This window comes from Nocardioides sp., assembly GCF_035576065.1.
In the GTDB taxonomy this organism is placed as follows: Bacteria; Actinomycetota; Actinomycetes; order Propionibacteriales; family Nocardioidaceae; genus Nocardioides.
Window position 1 is genome coordinate 1 of record NZ_DATLWX010000025.1, and the last position, 23,536, is coordinate 23,536.

The 23,536-nt window shown below is 69.1% G+C and carries 22 protein-coding genes; 6 read left to right on the forward strand and 16 right to left on the reverse strand.

Annotated elements, in window-relative coordinates; all coding sequences use genetic code 11:
- Positions 1-226: 226 nt before the first annotated feature.
- From VNJ48_RS12405 to VNJ48_RS12430, 6 genes are read right to left on the reverse strand one after another with little or no spacing between them, the layout of a single operon-like run.
- Positions 227-1,009 (reverse strand): ABC transporter ATP-binding protein, encoded by a 783-nt coding sequence (locus VNJ48_RS12405; RefSeq protein WP_325602517.1) that lies wholly within the window; start codon positions 1,007-1,009, stop codon positions 227-229.
- The gene (locus VNJ48_RS12410; protein ID WP_325602519.1) at positions 1,009-1,926 is read right to left on the reverse strand and encodes an ABC transporter permease; all 918 of its coding nucleotides are present in this window, start codon (positions 1,924-1,926) and stop codon (positions 1,009-1,011) included. The genes VNJ48_RS12405 and VNJ48_RS12410 overlap by 1 nt, the downstream gene beginning before the upstream one ends.
- The gene (locus VNJ48_RS12415; RefSeq protein WP_325602521.1) at positions 1,923-3,989 is read right to left on the reverse strand and encodes a glycosyltransferase; all 2,067 of its coding nucleotides are present in this window, start codon (positions 3,987-3,989) and stop codon (positions 1,923-1,925) included. The genes VNJ48_RS12410 and VNJ48_RS12415 overlap by 4 nt, the downstream gene beginning before the upstream one ends.
- Positions 3,986-5,176, reverse strand: coding sequence for a UDP-galactopyranose mutase (gene glf, locus VNJ48_RS12420; RefSeq protein ID WP_325602523.1), 1,191 nt, complete (start codon positions 5,174-5,176; stop codon positions 3,986-3,988). The genes VNJ48_RS12415 and glf overlap by 4 nt, the downstream gene beginning before the upstream one ends.
- 48 nt (positions 5,177-5,224) lie before the next feature.
- Positions 5,225-6,148 (reverse strand): glycosyltransferase family 2 protein, encoded by a 924-nt coding sequence (locus VNJ48_RS12425; protein WP_325602525.1) that lies wholly within the window; start codon positions 6,146-6,148, stop codon positions 5,225-5,227.
- On the reverse strand, positions 6,145-7,068 hold the full coding sequence (locus VNJ48_RS12430) for a glycosyltransferase family 2 protein (RefSeq protein WP_325602527.1): 924 nt from the start codon (positions 7,066-7,068) through the stop codon (positions 6,145-6,147). The genes VNJ48_RS12425 and VNJ48_RS12430 overlap by 4 nt, the downstream gene beginning before the upstream one ends.
- Positions 7,069-7,221: 153 nt before the next feature.
- Between VNJ48_RS12430 and VNJ48_RS12435 the strand changes: the two genes are divergently transcribed.
- Positions 7,222-9,135 (forward strand): right-handed parallel beta-helix repeat-containing protein, encoded by a 1,914-nt coding sequence (locus VNJ48_RS12435; protein WP_325602529.1) that lies wholly within the window; start codon positions 7,222-7,224, stop codon positions 9,133-9,135.
- Between the two features lie 22 nt (positions 9,136-9,157).
- Here VNJ48_RS12435 and VNJ48_RS12440 read toward each other — a convergent pair whose 3' ends face one another.
- The 4 genes from VNJ48_RS12440 to VNJ48_RS12455 form a co-directional block, all read right to left on the reverse strand.
- Positions 9,158-10,672 (reverse strand): LCP family protein, encoded by a 1,515-nt coding sequence (locus tag VNJ48_RS12440; protein WP_325602530.1) that lies wholly within the window; start codon positions 10,670-10,672, stop codon positions 9,158-9,160.
- 152 nt (positions 10,673-10,824) lie between these two features.
- Positions 10,825-12,927, reverse strand: a complete 2,103-nt coding sequence (locus VNJ48_RS12445) for a S8 family serine peptidase (RefSeq protein WP_325602532.1) — start codon at positions 12,925-12,927, stop codon at positions 10,825-10,827.
- Between the two features lie 39 nt (positions 12,928-12,966).
- Complete coding sequence (locus VNJ48_RS12450) at positions 12,967-13,524, reverse strand: DUF402 domain-containing protein (protein ID WP_325602534.1); 558 nt, start codon at positions 13,522-13,524, stop codon at positions 12,967-12,969.
- Complete coding sequence (locus tag VNJ48_RS12455; RefSeq protein ID WP_325602536.1) at positions 13,521-14,027, reverse strand: acyl-CoA thioesterase; 507 nt, start codon at positions 14,025-14,027, stop codon at positions 13,521-13,523. Before VNJ48_RS12455 ends, VNJ48_RS12450 begins: the two co-directional genes overlap by 4 nt.
- Positions 14,028-14,050: 23 nt before the next feature.
- On the opposite strand from VNJ48_RS12455, the gene VNJ48_RS12460 reads away from it, so the two are divergent.
- From VNJ48_RS12460 to VNJ48_RS12475, 4 genes are all read left to right on the forward strand, one after another.
- Positions 14,051-15,271, forward strand: coding sequence for an LCP family protein (locus VNJ48_RS12460; RefSeq protein WP_325602538.1), 1,221 nt, complete (start codon positions 14,051-14,053; stop codon positions 15,269-15,271).
- Positions 15,268-16,134 (forward strand): crotonase/enoyl-CoA hydratase family protein, encoded by an 867-nt coding sequence (locus VNJ48_RS12465; RefSeq protein ID WP_325602540.1) that lies wholly within the window; start codon positions 15,268-15,270, stop codon positions 16,132-16,134. Before VNJ48_RS12460 ends, VNJ48_RS12465 begins: the two co-directional genes overlap by 4 nt.
- 136 nt (positions 16,135-16,270) lie before the next feature.
- Entirely contained in the window at positions 16,271-16,996 is a 726-nt protein-coding gene (locus VNJ48_RS12470; RefSeq protein ID WP_325602542.1) for a PadR family transcriptional regulator, read from the forward strand.
- Positions 16,996-17,379 carry a DUF1707 domain-containing protein gene (locus VNJ48_RS12475; protein ID WP_325602544.1) on the forward strand — a complete coding sequence of 128 codons (384 nt, stop codon included), beginning with the start codon at positions 16,996-16,998 and terminating at the stop codon, positions 17,377-17,379. Before VNJ48_RS12470 ends, VNJ48_RS12475 begins: the two co-directional genes overlap by 1 nt.
- Before the next feature lie 86 nt (positions 17,380-17,465).
- On the opposite strand, the gene VNJ48_RS12480 is transcribed toward VNJ48_RS12475, so the two are convergent.
- Together VNJ48_RS12480 and VNJ48_RS12485 are read right to left on the reverse strand one after the other, a co-directional pair.
- Positions 17,466-18,119 carry a response regulator transcription factor gene (locus VNJ48_RS12480; RefSeq protein WP_325602546.1) on the reverse strand — a complete coding sequence of 218 codons (654 nt, stop codon included), beginning with the start codon at positions 18,117-18,119 and terminating at the stop codon, positions 17,466-17,468.
- A gap of 22 nt (positions 18,120-18,141) precedes the next feature.
- Positions 18,142-18,975, reverse strand: coding sequence for a hypothetical protein (locus VNJ48_RS12485; RefSeq protein ID WP_325602548.1), 834 nt, complete (start codon positions 18,973-18,975; stop codon positions 18,142-18,144).
- 109 nt (positions 18,976-19,084) lie between these two features.
- Here VNJ48_RS12485 and VNJ48_RS12490 point away from each other — a divergent pair, with 109 nt between their 5' ends.
- Positions 19,085-19,537, forward strand: a complete 453-nt coding sequence (locus tag VNJ48_RS12490; RefSeq protein WP_325602550.1) for a hypothetical protein — start codon at positions 19,085-19,087, stop codon at positions 19,535-19,537.
- On the opposite strand, the gene VNJ48_RS12495 is transcribed toward VNJ48_RS12490, so the two are convergent.
- From VNJ48_RS12495 to VNJ48_RS12510, 4 genes are read right to left on the reverse strand one after another with little or no spacing between them, the layout of a single operon-like run.
- Positions 19,477-19,911 carry an ATP-binding protein gene (locus VNJ48_RS12495; RefSeq protein ID WP_325602552.1) on the reverse strand — a complete coding sequence of 145 codons (435 nt, stop codon included), beginning with the start codon at positions 19,909-19,911 and terminating at the stop codon, positions 19,477-19,479. The two genes, VNJ48_RS12490 and VNJ48_RS12495, sit on opposite strands and share 61 nt — an antisense overlap.
- On the reverse strand, positions 19,904-20,239 hold the full coding sequence (locus tag VNJ48_RS12500; protein ID WP_325602554.1) for an STAS domain-containing protein: 336 nt from the start codon (positions 20,237-20,239) through the stop codon (positions 19,904-19,906). Before VNJ48_RS12500 ends, VNJ48_RS12495 begins: the two co-directional genes overlap by 8 nt.
- Positions 20,236-22,239 carry a glycosyltransferase family 2 protein gene (locus VNJ48_RS12505; RefSeq protein ID WP_325602556.1) on the reverse strand — a complete coding sequence of 668 codons (2,004 nt, stop codon included), beginning with the start codon at positions 22,237-22,239 and terminating at the stop codon, positions 20,236-20,238. Before VNJ48_RS12505 ends, VNJ48_RS12500 begins: the two co-directional genes overlap by 4 nt.
- Complete coding sequence (locus VNJ48_RS12510) at positions 22,236-23,480, reverse strand: GAF domain-containing SpoIIE family protein phosphatase (protein WP_325602558.1); 1,245 nt, start codon at positions 23,478-23,480, stop codon at positions 22,236-22,238. The genes VNJ48_RS12505 and VNJ48_RS12510 overlap by 4 nt, the downstream gene beginning before the upstream one ends.
- Between the last annotated feature and the right edge of the window lie 56 nt (positions 23,481-23,536).

Consider the following 23,536-nt stretch of genomic DNA (forward strand, 5'->3'; position numbering starts at 1 on the left):
TCGCAGCCACCCTCAACAAGCGCCCACGCCCTACCCTCGACCTACAGACACCAGCCCAAGCGCTGGCCGAGCTGCTCGCCAACCCGGCAGCGGCATGAACCGTTGCCTAGACCGATTGACCCTGCCCCGTTGCAAAGGCCCCGAAGTGCAGGACTTCGTCAGGAAGTCCCCCGCGGCGTACGCCGACGCGTTTGCGCAGGTCCAGGCGCGACGCGGACGAGCCGGGTCAGACGTCGGCGCCGAGCCCGTCGTCGGCGGTGGCGCGACCCCGCTCGTCGTCATCGTCGTCGTAGTGCAGGAAGGCGATGCCTTCATCGACGTCACCGTCGAAGGCGAGCTTGCCGTGGTCGAGGACCAGGACGCGGCTGCACAGGTTGCGTACGGCGCCCGGCGCGTGCGAGACGTAGAACATGGTCACGCCCGAGGCCACGATCTCGTCCATGCGCTTCTTGCACTTGCGCTTGAAGGGCCGGTCCCCCACCGCGAGCGCCTCGTCGGCGATGAAGATGTCGGCGTCGACGTTGATGGCCACTGCAAAGCCGAGCCGGGCCTTCATGCCCGAGCTGTAGTAGGCGACCTCGGTGTCGAGGAAGTTGCCCTCGAGAGCGGCGAAGTCGACGATCTCGTCGAACTTGCGCAGCGTCTCGGCCCGGGACATGCCGAGGATCGCAGCGTTGAGGAACAGGTTGTCGCGTCCACTGAGCTGCGGGTCGAAGCCGGCCCCGGTGGCGATCAGTCCGGCGATCCGCCCCCGGGTGAGCACCGAGCCCGAGTCGGGGCGCATGACGCCGCTGACCAGCTTGAGCAGGGTGGACTTGCCGGAGCCGTTGAGCCCCATCAGGCCGATGGCCTCGCCCTCCTGCACCGAGAAGCTGACGTCGTCCACAGCATTGAAGACGTCGTGGGTCTTGCGGCCGCGCGCCTTGGCGAGGGCGATCTGCTTGAGCGAGCGCTGGTAGGACATCGTGAACGTCTTGGTGGCGTTCTCCACCTGGATCATCGTGGTCATCAGAGGCGCTCCGGCACGCGGGACTCGAGCCGCGAGAAGAGGCGTTGGGCGAGCACCACACAGATGAGCGCGATCAGCGTCATCACCAGCCCGCGGGTGAAGAGGTGGTCGGGCAGGTGGATGCCCTCGGTGTAGGACGGGTCGCTGGTGGTCCCGGTCCAGAAGCCGCGCTGGATCAGCAGCACGGCCTCGGCCATCGGGTTGTAGAGGTAGAAGGACGCGACGGACTCGCCGAAGCGGTCCTGGACGAACGTGTAGGGGTACATCATCGGCACGCTGAAGGTCACGAACTGGGTGAGCGTCTGCGCCACCTTGCCGAAGTCGCGCATGAAGACGTTGGCCACGCTGAAGACCAGGCCCAGCGCCAGTCCGAGGAGCGCAACCAGGGCGAAGCCGAGCAGCGCGGCGGCCATGCCGACTGCATCGGGCACCCACCCCAGCACCACGCAGACGAACACCAGGATCACCAGCATCGGGACCGTGTGCCACGCGGCCACGAGCATGCGGGAGACCGGGAACATCTCGAGGGGCACGGGAAGCTTGGTGATCAGGGAACGGTTCTGGATCAGCGACTGGGTGCCGCCGTTGAAGGTCTCGGTGAAGAAGTGCACCATCACCATGCCGGCGAAGAGGTGGACGGCGAAGTTCTCCATCCCGGCGCCGCGGCCGATCATCACCTCGAACAGGAAGTAGAACAGGCAGAATCGGATGGCGGGCTGGAGATAGCTCCACACCCACCCCAGCACCGTGCCCTGGTAGCGCGACTGGATGGTGTTGCGGACCAGCATGCGCAGGAGGTAGCGACGACGGACCACCTCCGCAAGACCTGTGGCTGCCGGCGGTATGAGCGGAAGCGCCTCCAGCTCCTCCGGAGTGCTCCGTCTCTTGACCGCGGCTCCCCTGGGGGTGCTCGTCATGCGTGGGTGCCCTCCGGGGCCGAGCTCTCGACCGGGCTCTCGACGGGCTCGACCGACTGCGTCGTCCAGGGCTCGAAGGTCTTCTCCCACGCCTCGGGCGACGTGATGTCACCCAGGGCCGCACGGTATTCCGCGGCGAGTCGCGGCCATTCCCGCTGGAACCGCGTGTGGATGTCGACGGTGCGCTTCATCAGGTCGCGGAACTTGGCGGGGTCGCGCTCGTAGAGCGCGGCCGAGCTGCCGTCCGGCATCGAGACGACGGCCGAGTCGTAGCGCGCGATGCGGTACCACTTCGCATCCATCGCGGGGATCTCCGCCTCCGGGTTGGTGCGCGAGGTCGGCCGGACGGTCTTGAGCTGCCGCAACGGCATGGTCGCCGCGCGGATCAGCAACGACGCGCGGCCGGGCACTCCGGAGTCGTCCTTGCCCTTGCGCGGCGGCTTGTGGCGGCGTACGGCGGGGAAGATGTCCGGATCCGTCTGCAGCTGCGCATCGGTGAACTGCTTGCGGAAGGCGTTGACGTCCGCCAGCCGGGAGGGCAGCTTCTCGTGCAGAGCGTAGGGCCCCTCGAGGACGTCCTCGAGGGCCATCAGCCGCAGCTCGACGGTGGAGTACTGCATCGAGACCAGGTGGGCGACCTGGTGGTTGAGGCTCTCGCGGACCATGCGGCCGCCGCGCTCGTACGCCGAGTGCAACAGGGCAGCGACGAAGCGGTTGCGCTGGTGGAAGTAGGCCTGCCAGTCGAGTGCGTCGTTCTTGTCGGTCCACGGGATGTGCCACACGGCGGCGCCGGGCAGGGACACCGTCGGGTAGCCCGCAGCCTTGGCGCGCAGGCCGAACTCGGAGTCGTCCCACTTCAGGAACAGGGGCAGGCTCAGCCCGATCTCGTCAAGGACCCGACGGGGGATCAGGCACATGAACCAGCCGTTGAAGTCGACGTCGACGCGCCTGTGCAGCCAGCGCGTCGAGCGGAGGTTGCGGGCGCTGAAGTCCCAGTCCTGGAAGACGCCGGGGGCAGAGAGCCACCAGAAGCGCCACGGGGTGATGACCTCACCGAAGCTGTGCAGGCGGGTGCGGGCGTAGATGGAGAACATGTGCCCACCCACGATCGTGGGGCGGCGCGCCAGGTCACCGAACGTCACGGACCGGATGATGCCCTCGGGCTCGCAGATGACGTCGTCGTCCATCATCATCGCGTAGGTGGCGGTGCCCTTGCGGACCGACTCGAGCTGGCCGCGGGCATAGCCGCCCGATCCGCCGAGGTTGCCCTGCTCGATGACGCGCAGCGTGTCGCCGAGGGCCTCGGCGGCCGCGGGGTAGAACTCGGAGTCCTTCATCTTCTGCGTGCCCTGCTCCATCACCATGACCTCGTCGAGGTAGGGCTGGAGCTCCGGGGTGTCCGCGATCTGGCCGATCAGCTTGGCCACGAAGTCGGGGCGGTTCATGGTGGTGATGCACAGGTCGACGGTGCCGTGGACGGCTCGGTCCTCGGGCACCTCGGCGGTCCACTCGGCGGAGCGGACGATGACGTCCTGCTCACCGGCCACGACGTCGTACCAGTACCAGCCACCGTCCACGAAGGGCTTCAGCGAGAGCTCGAAGGTGAAGCTCGAGGAGCTGTCGGAGCCGGTGGTCACGGTCTCGACGCGCTGCGAGCGACCGTTGGCCATCGAGCGATAGACGGTCACGGTCGCGCCAGCGCCCTCGACGGTCAGGATCAGGGTGACATCGGTGACGATGGTGTAGCGGCGCCAGTAGGACGCAGGGAAGGCGTTGAAGTAGGAGCCGAAGGAGATGCGCTGCTCGGCCGGCAGCAGCAGCGCCTCACGGTCCAGGATCTGGTCGGGGTGGATCGCGGCACCCGTGTTAAGCGACTGACGCATCTGCGCACTGTTGAGGTTCTGCGCGGCGCGGCTCGACCCGACTTCGTACTTGTCGGCGTCGAGGACGGCCGCCTCGGGGTCGACGTAGAGGCGGAAGACGTCCGTGTCGCCGTCGATCGGCAGGACCTGCCGCTGCAGCAGGCGGGTCACCGTGGGGCCGGTCGTGGTTGCACTCTTCATTCGTCCACTCCTCCGCTCGTGAGCGGCACCCCGTCGGAGAAGTGCGGCTTGAGCTTGTTGTCGAACATCGACAGCGCCGACCCGATGGCCATGTGCATGTCGAGGTACTTGTACGTGCCGAGCCGGCCACCGAAGAGCACCATCGGCTCCTTCTTGGCCAGGTCGCGATACTTCAGAAGCTTGGCACGGTCCTCGCTGGTGTTGATCGGGTAGTAGGGCTCGTCGTCGTCCTCGGCGAACCGGCTGTACTCGTGGACGATGATGGACTTGCCGGGGAGGTACGTGCGCTCGGGGTGAAGGTGCTTGAACTCGAGCACGCGCGTCCACGGGACGTCCTGGTCGTTGGCGTTGACCACACCGGTGCCCTGGTAGTCGTCCACGTCGACGGTCTCCTGCTCGAGGTCGACGGTGCGCCAGGACAGCCGGCCCTCGCAGTTGCCGAAGTATTCGTCGACCGGGCCGGTGTAGACGACGGGGACCCTGCCCTTGTAGTCGTCCTGGACATCGAACCAGTCGGTGTCCGTCCGCACCTCGATGTCGGGGTGGTCCGCCATCCGGGTCAGCCACGCGGTGTAGCCGTCGACCGGCAGGCCCTCGTAGGTGTCGTTGAAGTAGCGGTTGTCGAAGGTGTAGCGCACCGGGAGGCGGGTGATGATGTCCGCGCTCAGCTCGGTGGGATCGGTCTGCCACTGCTTGGCGGTGTAGCCCTTGACGAACGCTTCGTACAGCGGGCGACCGATCAGGCTGATCGCCTTCTCCTCGAGGTTGGTCGCGTCCTTGGTGTCGATCTCGCTGGACTGCTCGGCGATGAGCGCACGGGCCTCGTCCGGGCTGTGGGCCTTGCCGAAGAACTGATTGATCAGCGCGAGGTTCATCGGGAAGGAGTAGACCTGTCCCTGGTACTTCGCGAAGACGCGGTGCTGGTAGTTCGTGAAGTCGGTGAACCTGCGGACGTAGTCCCACACCCGCTTGTTCGAGGTGTGGAACAGGTGGGTGCCGTACTTGTGCACCTCGATCCCGGTCTCCTCGTCGATCTCGCTGTAGGCGTTGCCACCGAGGTGGTAGCGCCGCTCGATGACGAGGACCTTGAGGCCGAGCTCTTCTGCGCAGCGTTCGGCGATGGTGAGGCCGAAGAAGCCGGATCCGACGACGACGAGGTCGGGCTGAGGATTGTGGCCCTGGGACAAGGGGATGACTCCTGTATTGGGGATGGCCGCGTGGACGGCGGACCGAGTCTAGCGAGGCGGGGCGGCCGACTTGGTGAGGTGGCGCATCCCTCGCGCCGACCGCATGGCGCGGATCACGTTGCCCGCCTCGCCGCGACCTCCGCGCAGGGGGCTGAGCAGCACGACCGCGAGCGTGATCAGCCAAGGCTTGAGGCGGACGAGCACGTTCTCCCCGTGACGGAAGTGGACCACGAAGAGGTTGCGGAACATGTAGAACCCCTTCCAGCCCGAGAGGTCGTGCTGCTGGTTGAAGTCGAGCTGTCGTACGAGCCGGGCGTCCCGCACCGCCCAGATGCGCCAACCCGCTCGCCGAGCGCGCACGGCGTATTCGGCGTCGTCGTAGAAGATGAAGAACTCCGGGTCAGGGAAGCCGATCCGGGTCACCACGTCGCGGCGCACCATGAAGCCCTCGAAGGCGACGTTCTGCACCTCGACGAGCGCGGGCATGCTGGCGCGATCGGCGTACGTCGTGTCGACTGCCGCGCGCTTGGGGCGGATCGCCAGCGGGTTGCGCAGGTCGAAGTCGACGGCCGCCTTCTCCACCAGCGCGCCGGTGAGGTCCTCGCGCACGCTCGTCAGGCAGTCCTCGTCGACCGCCATCAGCTCGTCGAGGCAGTCGGGGGCCGGCACGACGTCGTCGTCCATCAGCCAGATGCGGTCCCAGCCTGCGTCGTACGCCGCACGCATGCCGATGTGGAAGCCGCCCGCGCCGCCCAGGTTGCTGGCGGTGGTGGTGACGTGAAGCGGCAGGTCCGTGCGGGCATCGAGCACCGAGCGCGTGTGGTCGGTGCTGACGTTGTCGATCACGATGACGGCGTCGGGCCGGTGGGTCTGCGCGGCGAGGCCGTCGAGCATCCGCTCCAACAGCTCGGCTCGGTTGTGGGTGACGACGACGACGGCGACGCTTTCTGGGCTCTCCGTGGGCCCGCTCACGTGAGGAACCTCTCGTGTCCGTCGTACTCCCCTGCCAAGCCGTCGAGCATCGCGCGGGCGCTGAGCCGGAGGCGGACCAGGCTCGGCCGCGTCACGGTGTAGAACCACAGCGTCTTGACCACGAACGCCATCGCGTGGAGCGGGCCGCGGTAGTCACGGAGGTTGACGAGGTTGTTGCGCGCCATGCAGTAGTGCTTGAGGTCGCTCGGACTGTGGTTGTAGGTCGTGCGCCCCCACATCATCGGCGTCCCGAGCTCGCCGACGCTGGGGTGCAGGACCACCGCGTCGGTGACCGTCGCCACCCGGGCTCCGGCCTCACGGGCCCGCCACAGGTATTCGACGTCGTCACCCCAGATGAAGAACTCCTCGCGGGGCAACCCGATCCGGTCGACCAGCTCGCTGGTGACGAGCACGCCGTTGAAGGGGATGACGATGTCGGTCAGGACGCCCGCGGTCGCCCGATCCCGGGCGCCGGCCAGGTCGCGCACGACCGTGGCGCTGCCGGGCAGCCGCATGGGGAAGACGAGCTTCTCGGGGTCGCTCTCGTCGACGACGAGCGGTCCCCAGAAGTCGTAGTCGTGCTCCAGCAGGTGGGTCAGGCACGCGCGTTCGGGCAGTCCGTCGTCGTCCATTAACCACACGAGGCCGGCGTTGCGGTCGATGGCCCAGGCCAGGCCGTCGTGGAAGCCGCCGGCGCCGCCGCGGTTGTGGTCGAGGGTGCGCGCAAGCACCGGGATCTCGCCAGTGGTCGGAGTCCCAGCGAGCCAGGCGCCCGTGCCGTCGGTCGAGGCGTTGTCCACCACGAGGACCTCGTGGACCCCTTCGGTCTCGCCGAGCCGGGCCACGAGCCGTTGGAGCAGCGGCAGCCGGTTGAAGGTGACCACGACCGCGACGACGCGTCGATCGGGGCCGTAGGTCACGCCGGTCACCCTAGAGGTTGGCGGCTCAGCAGTCCGATTCCAGGTGGCGCTTGGTCAAGTCTTCGCAAAGCGCGTACGGGACCACCCCCGGAGGCATTCAATGACCGCAGAGCCGTCGACCCCCTCGACGCCGTGCCCCCCTGGAGCAACGTCATGTCGTCTCGCATCACCGCTGCTGTCTCCGTCGTCGTCACGATGGTGGTGAGCCTGCTCACGACCTTGCTCCTCACCAACGCACCGACTGCCGCGGCCGTCGGAGCCTGCAACAAGTGGGCCGCCACGAACGGCAACGACGGCAACCCCGGCACCGAGGCGGCGCCCTTCCGGACCCTGACGACCTTGCAGGCTTCGCTTGCGCCCGGTCAGGTCGGCTGCCTGCCCGCGAACCAGACCTACTACACGCGTGACAGCCTCCAGGACGTCAACGGGGGCGGCGTCATCGGCAACGGTCAGGGGACGACCGCCAGCAGGGTGACGATCACCAGCGGCCCGGGCGGTCGAGCACTGATCATGGGACAGCTGTGGTTGACCCCGGCGTCCCACGACGTGACCTTCACGAACCTGAACTTCGGGGGCAGCTACGTCGCCACGGGTGATGTCTACAACATCAAGGGAACTCTGCTGATCGTCCACGGCGACCGGATCTCGATCACCGACAGCGACATCACCAACCCCTTCGGGATCTGTGTCGGGATCGGCAAGGCCCACGGCTCCGACGCGACGGTCAACGACCGCGCGGACGACTTCCTGCTCTCGGGCAGCCGCATCCACGGGTGTGCCATGGACCCGACCATCGTCTGGGCCGAAGGCGACTCGGGTGGTCACGGGGTGTATCTCGAGAACTCGCTCAACGCGCGGGTGCACGACAACCTGATCTACCGGAACAAGTACCGCGGTCTGCAGCTGTGGCCACGCAACGACGGCGCCCACATCCACCACAACGTCTTCGACCGCAACGCCACCCACGTGAACATCGGGAGCTCCGAGGCCTGCGGTGGCGTCTGCCGGGCCGCCGGCTTCGTCTCGCAGAACACCCAAGTCTACGACAACATCTTCACCCACCGGGTGACCGACTGGCGCACGTCGCAGAACCCCTCCCAGCTGTACGGCTACTTCCTGGCCACGACCCAGCCCGGCCAGTACGGCAACACGGTGACCGGCAACTGCTTCGCGCCCGGCGACCCTGCCATGACCGGCTACGGCTACACCGAGTCGAACAACGTGACTGCGCAGGCGATCTTTGTCAACCGCCTGGGCGGCGACTACACGCTCGATGCGGCTTCACCGTGCCTCGGCAAGGGCCCTGGTGGGACGACCCGGCCCCCGACCCCGACCCCGCTGCCGGACGCCAGCGTCGCGCCCACCGGCGGGGCCTACGTCGGAGACGGGACGTACAACCACACGGGTGCCTCGCAATCCGTGCGGATCGTCGTGCCTGCCGGCCAGACCGCCAGCTTCGACATCCGTCTGCAGAACGACAGTGCCGGCTCTGATGCCTGGGTCGTCGCAGAGGCACCCCATACCGACATCGCCGGCTTCACCCGCGCGTGGAGCACCCCTGGCGCGAACGACGCGGCCACCGTGACGCCGCTCGTCCAGGGCGGCAACTACACCTACGACGACGTTGCCACCGGAGGTACGCGACACCTGCGCCTCGCGGTCACTCCCGGCGCAGCGACGGCACCTGGGACGACTGCCGTCTGGTACTTGCACCTCTACCACCGGCCCCTCAGCGCCACGACGGTCAAGGACGTCGTGCAGATGGTGGTGGAGGTCGGACGCAAGAACACGCCGCCGCCTCCTCCCCCGAGCTGCCAAGGCCGAGTCGCAACGGTGCAGCTGACCCTCGGGCAGCGCCCGACCTCCGGCAACGACGTGATCGTCGGCACGCCTCGTGCCGACAAGGTCGACGGCGGCCGTGGCAAGGACGTGATCTGCGGCGCCGGGGGGCGCGACCGGCTCTCAGGCGGTCGGGGTCGCGACCTGCTGGTGGGCGGCGGCGCCCGGGACACCTGCGTGGGCGGTGCCGGTCGAGACCGGACTCGTCAGTGCGAGCGGACGCCGTAGGTCCCTGGCGGCACTCTCAAGGTCAGCAGGCCGATTCGAGGTCCTCGGCCTCGTTGGCGGCGTAGCCGTCCTTGAGCGAGCCGATCGAGCCGCCCGTCATCGAGGGCGGCGGTGCCGGCGTCGTGGCACCCTCGCCCGGGGTGGCGGCGGCCGGTGACTTCTCGTCCCCGGCTCCCGCCCCGGCTGCCTCGCTCGTGGGAGAGGGCGCGGGCTTCTCACCCTCGGCCCGGTCGATGGCGGCGGCCACCATGGCGTGGACGAGGTCGATGTCGGGGTCGGCCGTGACGACCCTGGGCGGCACCAGGCTGACGGTCGCGATGGGCTGAGACTTGGCCTTGATCGCCAGGTCGAGGAAGGTGGCGACCTCGCTGGAGGGGACGTTGGTGGAGACCATCTCGGAGGAGGCCTCGGCGATCTCGGAGAAGTTGGTCAACGCGTCCTGGGGACTGACCTGCTGGAGCATCGCGTTCATCACGCACTTCTGCCGGGCCATGCGCGAGTAGTCGTCGGACCCGTCGCGGGCGCGCGCGAACCACAGCGTGTCCTCGCCGTTGAGCTTGCGCGTGCCGGGCTCGATGTGACGGTAGAACGAGTCGTGCGGCAGGCCCACGGGGATCCGGTCGCGCACGTTGAGCGTGACGCCGCCGACGGCGTCGACGAGGCTGCGGAAGCCCTTGAGGTTGACCATCGACCAGTAGTTGATCTGGAGTCCGGTGATGCCTTCGACCGCCATCACCGTGGCATCGACCCCGGGCGTCTTCGAGCCCTTGAAGAGCTCGGTGTTGTCCTGGGCCCAGGTGGAGACGCCGTTGAGGTAGCACTCGTCGCAGTTGAACCCCTTCGGGAACTGCTTGGCCATCACCGAGCCCTCGGCGAAGGGGAAGTCGGCCATGTTGCGCGGCAACCCGACCAGCACCGTCTTGCCCGTGCGGGCGTCGATGCTGGCCACCGTGAGGGAGTCTGGCCGCAGCCCCCATCTCCCGGCACCCGAGTCGCCGCCGAGCAGGAGGACGTTGAAGCGACCGTCGTGGGCACCCACGACCTCACCGTCGCCGAACATCGTCAGCATGAAGTGGCGTTGTACGCCGACCATGTGCGCCCCGAAGAGCAGCGCCCCCGCAACGGAGAAGCACAGGACTCCGTTGACCCCGACCACGGCGAGACGCTGGCGCTGCTGCAGACCGAGGGGCTGCCCGAGACGCCAGGCGTCCATGAAGAGCAGGGCCCACCCGACGGCCAGCGCCATCAGCACGAGGCGCACCAGACCCAGGACGAGCGTGTTGGAGATGGCCCAGAAGGCGAAGCCGTGCGAGAAGTAGGAGACGACGAGCACCAAGGGCACGGTCACGACCAGCGCGAGCCAGACCCGCGTCGCGATGCGCCCGACCCGGCGGTTGCCCGCCACCAGCTGGGCCGAGCCGGGAACCAGCACGGTCATGACCATCAGCGCGACGGCGCGGCGGAAGCGGACGCGCTGTGCACGGTCCAGGGTCGTGAATCGGGCGGGCTGCGCGGCAGGCAGTGCAGTGGAGGGCATCGGGTGTCTCTCTGCTGGGGGAAGTCAGCTCGCCCAGTATCACCAGTCCCACCCGTCACATGGGCGCACGACTCGCCGAAGACAGCGGTAGTCCGCTGCCACCTGGTGGCAGTGGACTACCGCTTTCCCTGTCCGGGCCGAGCGAGCCGCGCTCAGCGCACGACGAACGCCGCACGCGCCTTCGGGCCGGCTCCGACAGTGTTGATGGCCGCGACACTCACCACCAGCCTGCCGCGAGGCAGCAGCGCCTTGCGCATCACGAGCCGGTTGCGCGTGGCCGAGATGACGCGGACGCGAAGGGTCGAGCGTCCCTTCTTCACCGTCACCCGGTAGGCGGAGATCGGGGAGCTGCCAGTTCCAGCGGGCGCACGCCACTGGACCGCGCGGCGGGCTGCACCCGGGCGACCCTTCACCTCGAGGCCACGGACCGTCGAGGGGGCCGACAGGACAGGAGGCGGCGGCGGCGGCGGCGGCGGCGGCGGCGGCGGCGGCGGCGGCGGCGGCGGCGGCGGTGCGAAGAACAGCTCTCCGGTGCCGAAGAGGTTGTCAGGACCGGGTGCGCCGCGGTCCACCACGGCCGCTCGCAGCTGTCCGGCGAGTGCGGCGGCACTGAGACTGGGGTCGGCCGACAGCAGCAGCGCGGCTGTGCCGGCTACCACTGGGGCGGCGGCGCTGGTGCCGCTGAAGAAGCCGTAGGTGAAGTTGCTGAAGCCGGAAGGAGCGCTGAGATCCGGCTTGATCCGGCCGTCGTTGGTCGGGCCCTGCGAGCTGTACGTCGCAATCGTCGAACCCATGGGTGGGTCGACCGCCCCGACCGAGAGCGCCCCCGGGTTGGCGGCGTCACTGATGGGGGAAGCGGCGCTCCCGGGATTGCTGGCGTACTGCACGCCACCTGTGCTCTTCACCATGAACTCCAGGACGTCTCCTGCTGAGCCGCCGCCCGGCGCGAAGCGCTTGACGTAGAGCTGATAGGTCCTGCCCCGGATGCAGTACCAGCGCCTGGTCGGGTCCGCGGCCTGCTTGGCGAACTCGAGGGGGGGTTGACCGGATCCCTGGGGGTCCTCGCTGAAGCCGACCAGCGTGGCCCCGTCGTAGATGTACATGTCGTAGTCGGTGGCTGCCGCGCCCCAGTCGCTCCACCGCAGGCCGTAGGTGAACCCGCAGTCGTAGTCCAGCGCCTCGTCGCCGGGTCCGAACTCCATGTACTGATCGTTGTCGACGTCTGACCACAGCCCGCGGAAGTAGCCTCCTGGGGTGCCGGGACCGACGCCGGTGTTGCCGGCTGACTTCACGAAGGTGATGCCTTGGATCTCGGCGTAGGACACGATCCCGTCGATCTCGCCGGTGCCGTCGCCACGGCCGTCGTAGGGCACCGCCTCCGACCGGTTGACGACCCGGACCCCCTGGGCAGCGAAGTAGTCGATGGCCGCCCTGAAGTCGGTGGCGGTGGTCACGCTGGCGATGTAGATGTCGGCGGAGGGAGCGATGTCCTTGATGACCTCGGCCACGGCAACGCCGTGTTTCACGTTGTCGTCCCACACACCGCATGGGGCACCGGCGGCCAGGCAGAACGTTCCAGCAGGCTGCACCGGCAGCTCCCCCGCGCCGGCAGCGGCATCCCACGCTGCCGCGTCGAAGGCGTCGATGATGCCGACCCGGACTCCCGCGCCAGTGAGGCCGCGTGCGTGCAGGCCCGTCACGCCGGTCTTGGTGAGGGCTTCCAGTCCCTGCGTGCCCACCTTGCGTGGCGTCGTCGACACCCTGACCGTCGTCCCCGTCCTGTCGGGTCCCATCAGGTCCAACGGCAGCCGCACCTGGGTGACGCCGGCTGTCCGTTCGAGCCCAGCGATCCGTGACGGCGGCAGATCTGCCAGCACGAGGCCGCGCATGGCCGCAACCACGGTCCCACCCTGACGGCGTACGGCGATGCGCAGGCCGGTCCCCAGGACCTCGACCCGCAGCTGCCCGTTGTCGGTCCGCAGGTGTGGCAGGTCGCGAGACTGCTTGATCGCACGCACAGCCGAGCGCACGCCCGGGTCGGCAATCCCGGAGGTCGGCTTGCTCGGGACCGGGATGGAGCGCGCCTGGCTCCGGTCGTCCAAGCTGGGTGTCGGACGGGTGCCGTCCCGCGGAGGGTCATCAGCCCCGGCCGGCGCCGCAGCAAGGCCTCCGAGGACGAGCGGAGCCATGGCGAGGACGGTGACGAGTCGCCTGTTCATTCTCATCTTCAGCTCCATGACGGTCTCTTGGACCATCAGGATGAGGCACCCGCGGAAATGCCGCATCCGTAACCGTCAAACTTGACCGACCCGCGTCGGGGCAAAATCGTCGAACCGCGCCCACCACAGGTCGTCGGCGTCGAGCAGGTCGATGACCCCGCTCGCCGCTTCGAGCACGGCGCTGACCGTCTCGACGGTGATCCGGCCCTCTGCGCGTTGCCAGTGGAGATCCTCCACGTCCTTCCACTCGCGGTGGCCGTCCGGGTGCACGAGGAGGTCGAGCCCGTAGTCGTTGGTGTCGAACCCGGCGAGGTCCCGGACGACGGCGGACTCGAAGTTGACGTACCAGTGGAGGAACTCGCCGCCCTCATCGAAGAACTTCCACACCGAGTACAGCTCGCCGACACGGTGGATCTGCAGCACCTGGCGACCGCCCCAGGCAGCATGGGCACCCCACGGATGCGGACCGAAGGGGTGGTCGTGGAAGGTGAACTCCGACCCTGGTTCGAGGAGTACGGCGAACACCTCGCCGTCGTCCGCCACGACCGACACCGGGTGGTCCATCCAGAGCTCGCCGTGCAGGACCTCACGCCGACGGATCGTGACCCCGGGTGCCCACGACGTCGCGGTCACGACTCGCGGCCCTGGTCGATCTCGAGCTTGCGGGCGAGCCGGTGCGCCCGACGGATCTCGGCCTCACGCTGGCGGCGTACCTCCGTGGGCGTCTGGGTGATCAGGCCCGGCACCGGTCGCGGGGACCCGTCCTCGTCGATCGCCACGAACACGAAGTAGGCGCTGGCGACGTGCACGGGCTCGTCGGAGGCGTTGCCCCAGGGCTGCGCCTCCACCCGCACCCCGATCTCCATCGACGAGCGGCCGGCCCAGTTGACCTCGGAGTAGGTCTTGACGATGTCGTCGACGTGCACCGGCCGCAGGAAGCTCATCTCGTCCATCGCTGCCGTCACTGCCGGGCCGCCGCTGTGGCGGAAGGCGACCGCCCCGGCGGTGGAGTCCGCCAGCTTCATGATCTCGCCACCGTGGACGTTGCCGAGGATGTTGGCGTGCACCGTCGTCGCCGCGAGCGAGAGGGACACCCGGGAGAAGGACACCGTGCGAGCGGGGAGCGTTTCACTCATGGCCGCACGGTAGCGTCACGCGCATGGCACAGCGTCCCCCAGGCAACGGCGGCCCCGAGGAGGGCACCCCCGAATACGAGTGGCTCTACGGCTCGAAGGGCTCGGCGCGCTCCGACGATGCGACCCGCATGGTCCCGACCCAGGATCAGCCCCCCGAGACCCGCGTCATGCCGGCCCAGCCTCAGCCGGCCCAGACTCGGCCAGCAGGGTCGTCGGGTCGCCCACCCGGCGGCAGGGGTACGCCGCCCGCCGCCCCACCCCCGAAGCGCTCGCGCTCGCGCCCGCGACTCCCGCGCTTCCGGTTCGGGTTCCTCAAGCTGCTGCTGCTGCTCTGGCTGGTCTTCATGATCGCCGTACCGATCTGGGCCTGGTCGAAGATCGACAAGGTCGACGCCGAGCCCACGGCAGGAGATCGCCCCGACGACCAGCCGGGGACCAACTACCTCATCGTCGGGTCCGACAAGGCCGACGACCTCACCAAGGACCAGCAGAAGGCGCTCGGCACCGGGCCGCGAGGGGGGACCAACACCGACACGATCATCGTGCTCCACACGGGTTCCGGCCCGGACACGAAGATGTCGATCCCCCGCGACACGTTGACCGAGGTGCCCGGACACGGCACGCAGATGATCAACTCGGCCTTCGCACTGGGCGGCGGCGAGCCGCCCCTGCTGGTCGCGACCGTCGAGCAGCTCACGGGCATCCACATCGACCACTACGTCGAGCTCGGGTTCGGCAGCGTGATCAACACGGTGGACGCCCTCGGTGGCATCGAGATCTGTCCCAAGACCGCCATGGACGACCCCAAGGCACGCCTGAAGATCAAGAAGGGCTGCCAGGAGGTGGACGGGGAGACCGCCCTGGCGTACTCGCGATCGCGCTACGTCAGCGCGCTCGGCGACCTCGACCGCGTCGGTCGCCAGGGTGAGGTCATCGGCGCCCTCGGCTCCGCGGCCAAGTCGCCGTGGACGTTCCTCAACCCGGTGCGCTACTGGCGTCTGAGCGACGCTTCGGCCAACGCCATCCGGATCGACAAGGAGATGGGGCCGCTCGCGCTGGGCCGCTTCGCCCTGGCGATGAGCGGTGAGAGCCGCACGTGCACGATGCCCAACCTGTCGGCACCGAGCGATCCCAACCGGATCATCGCCGACCCCGAGCGGGCGCCCGCGGTGTTCGAGGCGATCATCGCCGACGACGTCGTCCCGGCCAACGTCTGCACCCCGACCGGACGACCGAAGCAGTGACCTACGAGACGCTCGCCCTCGAGACCGACGAGACCGGGGTCGCCCTCCTGAGTCTGTCGCGACCCGATGCACTGAACGCCTTCGACGTCACCATGGCCCGCGAGCTCGAGGCGTTCTTCCTGGCGACTGCCACCGACGACACGATCAAGGCGGTCGTCGTCACCGGCGAGGGCAAGGCGTTCTGCGCCGGGATGGACCTCTCCGCAGAGGGCAACGTCTTCGGCCTGGACGAGTCGCTCTCCCCCACGCCCGCGACCCTGCGCGAGCACCTCACCGAGGACCCCTTCCAGACCGGCGTCCGGGACACCGGCGGCAAGGTCACCCTGGCGATCCATGCCTGCCCGAAGCCGGTGATCGCCGCGATCAACGGCGCCGCCGTCGGCATCGGAGCCACCATGACCCTGGCCATGGACATTCGCCTGGCCTCGACCAGGGCCCGCATCGGCTTCGTCTTCGGTCGGCTCGGCATCGTTCCCGAGGCCTGCTCCTCGTGGTTCCTGCCACGCATCGTGGGCACCCAGCAGGCGCTGGAGTGGGTCTACTCGGCCGACGTCCTGAGTGCCGAGGCGGCGTACGCCGGCCGGCTGGTGCGTTCGCTGCACGAGCCCGACGACCTGGTGCCGGCCGCCCTGGAGCTGGCACGCTCGTTCGTGCGCGACCGCTCCCCCGTCGCCCTCGCCCTGGCCAAGCAGCTGATCTACGCCGGCACCGCCGCCCCGCATCCCCTCGACATGCACATCGCCGACTCACTGGCGATGTTCCACACCTCCCGTGGTGACGGCAAGGAGGGCGTGGCTGCCTTCCGGGACAAGCGCACGCCGTCCTTCACCGGCCTGGCCTCGGACCTGCCCCAGATCGTCTGACCCCAGACCGTCTGACCCGTCCTCCTTGAACGCACGTCTGCGTCGGTCTACTATCGCGATATATCGCAATAGGTTGGCGATACCACGTCGATAGCACGTCGATAGCACGTCGATAGCACGTCGAGGGAGCATGATCATGGGACACAAGAACAACCCTTGGGACCTGCGGTTCCAGCAGCACGGCACTTCATGGCAGGGATGGGACGGCGGCCAGCGCGGTCGCCGGCACAGCGGCGGCGGCCACGGCGGTCCCCCGCCGTGGGTGCAGGGTCTGCTCGGCTGGGGGATGCCGGGCGCAGCGCCCAGCGCTCCCGGGCCGCGGGCCAAGCGCGGCGACGTACGCCTCGCGATCTTGTCAGTGGTCAGCGACGCCGTGGGACGCAACGAGCCGGTCAACGGCTACCAGGTGATCCAGCAGATCGCCGAGCGCAGTGACGGCGCCTGGCGCCCCAGCCCCGGCTCGGTCTACCCGACGATCCAGCAGCTCCAGGACGAAGGGCTGGTCGAGGTCGACGACGAGCGCGGACGCAAGACCCTGCGACTCACCGAGGAGGGTCAGGCGTACGTCGCCGCGCACTCCGGCGACCTCGAGGCGGTCTGGGCCCCGTTCCAGCGCGCCAGCCAGCGAGCCACCAGTGGGACGTCGGGCGACCTGAAGTCCGAGATCGGCCAGATGATGAGCGCCGTGTGGCAGATCGTCACCCAGGGCACCGACGGCCAGCGCAAGGCCGCGATCGGAGTCCTCGTCGACACCCGACGCGCGCTCTACGGGATCCTTGCCGACGGGGCCGCCCCGAGCCAGGGCGACGACGACAACGAAGACGCCATCGATGAGGCCCACGACGACCCTCGGGACCTGTGATGGACACCCGGATCGGTGACGCGGAGCGGGAGGGCGCCACGGCACGGCTGAACGACCACTTCGCGGCCGGCCGTCTCGACCACGAGGAGTACGCCGAGCGCCTCGACGCGATCTGGTCGGCCCGCACCCGAGCCGATCTCGACCAGCTCTTCTGGGACCTCCCTCGCGCGCCCGCTCCGGTGGTCCCAGCGCGGCCGGCCCCGGTGGCGCGCCGAGGGATGCCGACGTTCGTGCCGGTCCTGGTGATCGCCGTCCTCGTCGGCGTCGCCGTCCTCGAGGGCGCGCCCCTGGTCCTGCTCATCGCGGCCGTGTGGTTCGTCTTCCTGCGGCCGCACCGCCGTCACGCCCGGCACGGGCACGGCCGGATGGGCGCCTGTCGCTGACGCCGGGGCGGCGGACATACCGAGCGTTCCTGCTGTCACAACGTCTCGGAGACGACAGGTTCGCTCGGAGGCGAGCCTGCGCTCGCTCAGGCGGTGAGCCCGGCGCCCTGGTCGACGGCCGTTGAGCCGACGTAGCCGTGGCGCACTCCCCACAGGACCGCCTGCGACCGGGAGTCGACACCCATCTTGCGGTAGGCCGAGCGGATGTAGGACTTCAGCGAGTTGATGCTGATGCAGGCTTCCTGGGCGATGGCCTGGTTGGTCATGCCCTGGGTGATCATCGCGATGACCTCGCCCTCGCGCGGCGTGAGGACGCGCCGCACCGCGGGGACGCCCACCGTCGCGGGACGGTCTCCGAGGTCGACGACCTGGCGGCCGCGGTGGATCGACTCGAACGCCGCGACCAACCGGGCGGCGGGCAGCTGCTTGGACAGGACGCCGCTGGCGCCGTGGGCCAGCGCCAGCTCGACGAGCTCGGGACGCGCGTTCCAGCTCCAGGTGACCAGTCGCCCGTCGTGAGCGATGGTCGGAGCGGGCTGCCCCGGCAGGTCGTGCACGTCGGCGAGGGTGTCGTGCAGCGTCAGGTCGACGTCCTGGGCGGGGATGCCACCGGGCGACGGGACCACCCGCACCCGCGCGGCGTACGGCGCCATCAGAGCCGCCAGTCCCGCGTTCACCAGCTGGCACTCGTGGGCCAGCGTCACCCGGACCGGGGCGCTGCCTCGATTCATCGCGGTCATCCGCGCAAGGTACCGGAGAGCGTCAGCCGGGCGGGTGACGTCGTCGCATCCGCGACCGGCCGGTGGCGTAGAGGGCGCCCAGCGACACCGCGATGAGCACGATCCAGCCCGGGGTCAGCGGCCCGATCGTGACGACCCGAGGCGGGGGGTCTTCGTTGCCGCCCGAGGAGGACGCGTCCTCCTGACCGTCCCCAGCCCCTCGCTCCTCCGCGGGCTCGACCTCGCGGGTCACCGGCCCCAGCGCGATGCCCGACGCCTGTAGGTCCCTGCGCAAAGCGGCGGCCAGCTCCGGCTGGTGGGTGACCCGCCAGTCCGCCAACTCCTCGTCGGTCTCCGCCTCGGCCCGGACGAGCTCCAGCCAGCTGATCGCGCCGATGGCGGGGCGATCCGTGGTGGCAGCGAAGAGCTGCCGCCACCAGGTCTCCTTGATCCTGCGCTCCGGGTCGCCCTCTCCGTTGGACGGCTGGAACAGGGCCGCGGTCTCCACCAGCATCGGCTGCTGCGGCCCGGCGAACCGGTCGTAGAAGGAGGAACGCCTGGCACCCACGGAGTATCTGAACCGGTCCTCCAGCCGCGCCTCGACCTCACCCGGGCGCGGTGCCACGTTGTTGCCGTTGCTCCGGCCGCCATAGCGGTACATGTGGAGGCCCACCCAGTCGACCCAGCGATCACCGGGGAAGTACGGCCCGTAGGGGTCGTCGCCGTCTCCGAGTCGACCGTCGCCGTCAGTGTCGAGACGTTCTCGGTCGGCGCGCCCGTCGGCGGAGCGGGGACGGTCCAGGGCCCGACCAAAGGGATAGCCCGCGCCGTACACCGGCGCCCAGACCATCTCGGCGTGGTCGGTTGCGGCCCGCACGCCCTCGGCCACCGTCCGGAACGCGCGGACGTAGTTCCCCGGTTGCTGGCCCCCACGACGTCCACCACCCGTTCATCTCGGGGGCGAACCGCACCAGGAAGTGCCCACCGTGCTGATCGTGCAGACGGTCCAGCTCGGTCCCGAGCGCGGCCGCGTCGGCACCGGTCAGCTCCTCCAGCTCGAGCTGCGGCTCCAGGACCAGAGCGGCGACGGCACCCTGGGACCCGGCCTCGCCGGCGAAACGTTCGAGGAAGCTCACGTCGTCCGGCCCCAACGGGTAGTTGACGCGCTGCGCGTACAGCGAGGGCATCGCGCCGAGCCGGCTCGCATAGTCAGCCGCGGAGTCCTCGGCCCAGTCCAGGCCGGGGCCGAACCACGGGTGTCCTGGTTGGGGCACGGGAGGGGCAGCGTCGTCCGCGACCGCCGGCGACGCGGTCGCGATGAGCAGACCCAGTCCGACAGCGACGGCAAGGACGGCCGGGAGAGAGCGGCTCCGGTGGCTCATCCGGACTGGCGGGCCAGCCGCAACGTCCAGTGGTTGCGTCCGTCCACCCGCTCGTAGCGCATCTCATCGACCGCAGCGACGGTTAGCGCCAGACCGCGACCCGAGACCGCGTCCTCGTCGGGCATCGTGACCGAGCCGAGATCCAGGGCGGTCGGCAACCCGTTGTCGGAGATCACCGCCTCGATGGAGTCGGCGTCGGCTCTCAGGACCACGCTCAGGATGCGGCCCCCATCCGTGGTGTCGACGGCGAACGCGTGCTCGATGATGTTGCCGACGATCTCCACGAACGCCATCTCGAGCTTCATCCGCTCCGTGGGCTCCACCGACACCGCACGAGTCCAGAAGGCCTCGAGCCGGTCCTGCACGAGGTCCAGGGTTGCCTCCTCGACCGGGGCCTCGAAGGCCTCCACCCACGTGCCCTCGTCAGTCATCGAACGCTCCCTCGACGTCGTCGCGGGGGCGAAGCACCTTGTCCAGGTTGGTGAGGCGGAACACGGTCATGACGGACTCGGTGGGCCGGGCGATCCTGAGGTCTCCGCCGACCTGGCGAGCGGACTTCAGCCCGGCGACCAGCGCACCCAGCGCCGAGGAGTCGATGAAGGTCGTGTCGGCGAGGTCCACCACGATCCGGGTCGTGCCGCCACCGATCAGACCGTTGATGGCGTCGCGGAGGTGCCGGGCAGCGACCATGTTGAGACGCCCGTGCGGGGCCACGACACCCAGCCCCTGGTCGGTGGTGCGGACATTGAACTCGATCATGCTGCTCCTTCGTCGGATGGACGTGCGGTCGATGTCTGGGGAACGCGAGCCGAGGCGGCGTGCGTCTCGTGGCCTTGGTAAAGCACGGCCTTGATGAGCACGGAGAAGATGAGTAGGTCGAACACGACCCAGACCATGTTGAAGGCGGTGCCCAGCGGCGAGGCATGACCTATGGCCAGGCGGACACCGCCGACGACCAGCGCAAGCACGAGCAGCCCCATCGCGATGAGCTGCGGTTCGATGAGGTCCCACCGTCGTCGGGTCGCCTGACGTTTCTCCTTGGGGGTGACGGCGAAGTCGAGGGACCGTCCCAGGAAGACGTTGCCGAACGCGGACGTGAAGGACCTGATCCAGACCGGGAACAGCGCCAGGGAGTACTGCTGCCCGCGCCAGGTGGGACGGCCGTCGGCCACCACGAAGAACAGGAGCTGGTTCATCACCAGGAATGGCACGAGTCGGACGAAGAACTCGGTGCTCAGCGCCGACACGGGCAGCACCCCCAGGATGAGGTAGACGACCGGCGCCGCGATGTAGATGAGCGCCGCGAACCCCGCGAGGTAACTCCACATGGTCGCGAGGTACATGAGTCGCTGGGCGACCGAGAGGCCCTTCTGGACGAGGGGATTCTCCCGGAACATCACCTGGACGGTGCCCTGTGCCCAGCGCAGCCGCTGGGTCAGCATCGTCTGGAGGTCCTCCGGGGCAAGACCCTTGGCCAGGACCTCGTCGTGGTAGGCGGTCCGCCACCCCAGCGCGTGCACGCGCATGCAGGTCGCCATGTCCTCGGTCACCGAGATGGTGGCCATGGGCATCACCGGTTGCGCCTCGTCGCCGCGATCGACGTCGATGGAGCGCACGAGTGCCTCGACGGTCTCGACGGCCCCCAGTGGTGACCAGTCCCGGTCGGCCAGCTGAAGCAGAGCAGCATCGTCGATGGTCGCCAGGCTCTGGTCGGGATCGTCGCTGAGCTGCTCAAGCCCGGCGATGATGGCGAGGTCGGCGTGCAGCGCCCTCAGGTCCGAGCCCACGAGCTGTCGGCGGGTCGCTGCCACCCGGTGCTGGAAGCGGTAGGTGACGTCGAAGAGCGCCTGGCCCCTCCGCAGCTCGCGGCGAGCCCGCGCGATGTGGTGCAGGATCTCGTCCAGGGCGTGGAGCACCTCGTGCTGGTCCTGTCCCAGGCCCCTGCGGGCCTTGCGGATGACCGAGCGAGCGGTGCGGAGCGCGCGGTGCACGCCCAGCTCGACCTCGCCGACATAGCGGGAGATCCCCAGCTGCATCAGCGCCTCACGGCGGATGACGGCGTTGGAGCCGCAGAAGAAGGCGGAGTTCCAGCCGTCCTTGCCCTGCTGGATCGGACCGTAGAAGAGTGGCGCCTGGCTCCCGAGCGGGTCGTCGTCGGGGACGTTGACGAAGTACTGCGGCGTCTGGACCAGGGCCATCTGCTCGTCCTCGAAGTAGCCCAGCGTGCGGTCGAGGATGCGCGGCTCGGGGACCATGTCGGCGTCGAGGATCAGCAGGAACTCACCCTCGGTGGTGAGCAGGGCGTTGTTGAGGTTGCCGGCCTTCGCGTGCCGGGGCATGTTGGCCCAGTCGGCGGAGCGGGTGATCCACGAGATGCCCTCGGCCTCAGCACGCGCGCGCAGCTCGGCGCGGTTGCCGTCGTCCAGGATCCACGTGGCGTGTGGATAGGTGATCCGCTGCGCAGCGCGGGCGGTGTCCATCACCAGTTCGATCGGCTCGTTGTACGTCGCAATGAAGACGTCCACGGTCAGGCCCGGCGCCGGGACGGGGGGCTCACCCCTGTCCTTGAGCCGCCACACCGTCATGCCGAAGAGCAGGGAGTCGATGAGGCTGTAGGTCTCGGCGACCACGAGCGGGACCGCGATCCACCAGTAGTCCCAGTTGACGGAGAAGAGCCAGCGCCAGGCGACGTAGTTGATGCCGAGGATCGCAGTCAGGAGGGCGACGACCCTGACCACGAAGCGACGTGCGTCGCTCACTCGCCCTCCTCCGAGGCGCGATACACCGCCACGGCCGTCACGTCGTCGAGGCCGAGCTGGTCAACGGTCAGCATGCGGATGGCAGTCAGCAGGCCGGGAGGATCGGCGTGGTCGGCCACCAGCCGTCCGACCTCGTGCCACCACTCGACCTGGTCCTCGAGGAGGTCGAGCAGCCCATCGCTGAACATCAGCATGCGCTCCCCGGGCTCGAGTGTCGTGCGGTGCTGGGTCCAGGTGTCCTCGGGAAGAATGCCGATCGGGCGGTCCTCGCTGGCCATGCGCTCCACGCTGCCGTCGACCCTGACCACGACGCACAGGCCAGCGCCGGCATCGACGTAGCGAACGGCACCCGAGCGAGTGTCGATCGCACACTGGAAGAGAGTGACGAACGACTCGGCGCGGTCCAGGTCTCCCTGCAGCACCTGGGACAGCCGGTGGGTCATCGCCCCGAGGTCGGCGCCCTGGACGACGTCGAGGTGCAGGCTGCGGACCGCGGCGCGAACGCCCGCCCCGACGAGAGCGGCCCCGGTGCCCTTGCCCATGACGTCACCGAGGCCGATGTGGACGATGGCGTCGGTGAGGGCGTAGTCGAAGGTGTCGCCGCCCACAGCGAGGGCGGGCATGCAGATGCCATCGACGTGCCAGCCGTCCGTGCGGATGGGGGCAGCAGGCAGCATCGCGGCCTGGACGCGGCCGGCCCGCAGCATCTCGCCCGACCCGATGAGCTCCTGCTGGGCCCATGCAGCGAGGTCCTCCAACGTCTGGAGGTCCTCGCCGGGCAGGGTGCGGGGCTCGTGGTCGTAGACGCAGAACACCCCGACGATGTTGCCGGTCGGGTCCACCAAGGGGACGCCGGCGTAGAAGCGGATGCCCTCGCCGACCACCAAGGGCAACGAGGCGAAATCGGGGTCCAGCGTCGCGTCGGGGACCACCGTCACACGACCGTAGGCGGTGGTCCGGGAGCAGAACGTCTCGTCGCGGGCCATCAGAGGGATGTCGAAGCCGTGGGCGCTGGGGAACCACGCCTGGTCGCCGTCCAGCACCGTGATGGACGCCCAGGCAGTGTCGAGGACCTTGCTGGCCACGCGGGTGATCCGCTCGAAGCGGGCGTCGCGCAGCTGTCGCAGGGGAGCGCTCAGGCCAAGACTGTCGACCGCTCGCTGCCGTCGCCGCTCCACTCCCGCGGGGGGCGTGGACGCCCCCGCGGGTCGATCTGTCTGTCGACGATCGTGCGTGGGCATGCCGCTGTCCTGTCGTCTGAGGGTGACGGCAACAACCTAGCGCGACCTCGAACGCC

What these genes read in the sequence shown, in the direction of transcription:
- VNJ48_RS12455 (WP_325602536.1), bottom strand. Translation starts at nt 14,027, where the DNA reads ATGAGTGAAACGCTCCCCGCTCGCACGGTGTCCTTCTCCCGGGTGTCC.
- VNJ48_RS12445 (WP_325602532.1), bottom strand. Translation starts at nt 12,927, where the DNA reads ATGGTCCAAGAGACCGTCATGGAGCTGAAGATGAGAATGAACAGGCGA.
- VNJ48_RS12500 (WP_325602554.1), bottom strand. Translation starts at nt 20,239, where the DNA reads ATGATCGAGTTCAATGTCCGCACCACCGACCAGGGGCTGGGTGTCGTG.
- VNJ48_RS12510 (WP_325602558.1), bottom strand. Translation starts at nt 23,480, where the DNA reads ATGCCCACGCACGATCGTCGACAGACAGATCGACCCGCGGGGGCGTCC.
- VNJ48_RS12470 (WP_325602542.1), top strand. Translation starts at nt 16,271, where the DNA reads ATGGGACACAAGAACAACCCTTGGGACCTGCGGTTCCAGCAGCACGGC.
- VNJ48_RS12435 (WP_325602529.1), top strand. Translation starts at nt 7,222, where the DNA reads ATGTCGTCTCGCATCACCGCTGCTGTCTCCGTCGTCGTCACGATGGTG.
- VNJ48_RS12475 (WP_325602544.1), top strand. Translation starts at nt 16,996, where the DNA reads ATGGACACCCGGATCGGTGACGCGGAGCGGGAGGGCGCCACGGCACGG.
- VNJ48_RS12480 (WP_325602546.1), bottom strand. Translation starts at nt 18,119, where the DNA reads ATGACCGCGATGAATCGAGGCAGCGCCCCGGTCCGGGTGACGCTGGCC.
- VNJ48_RS12440 (WP_325602530.1), bottom strand. Translation starts at nt 10,672, where the DNA reads ATGCCCTCCACTGCACTGCCTGCCGCGCAGCCCGCCCGATTCACGACC.
- VNJ48_RS12415 (WP_325602521.1), bottom strand. Translation starts at nt 3,989, where the DNA reads ATGAAGAGTGCAACCACGACCGGCCCCACGGTGACCCGCCTGCTGCAG.
- VNJ48_RS12410 (WP_325602519.1), bottom strand. Translation starts at nt 1,926, where the DNA reads ATGACGAGCACCCCCAGGGGAGCCGCGGTCAAGAGACGGAGCACTCCG.
- VNJ48_RS12495 (WP_325602552.1), bottom strand. Translation starts at nt 19,911, where the DNA reads ATGACTGACGAGGGCACGTGGGTGGAGGCCTTCGAGGCCCCGGTCGAG.
- VNJ48_RS12460 (WP_325602538.1), top strand. Translation starts at nt 14,051, where the DNA reads ATGGCACAGCGTCCCCCAGGCAACGGCGGCCCCGAGGAGGGCACCCCC.
- VNJ48_RS12405 (WP_325602517.1), bottom strand. Translation starts at nt 1,009, where the DNA reads ATGACCACGATGATCCAGGTGGAGAACGCCACCAAGACGTTCACGATG.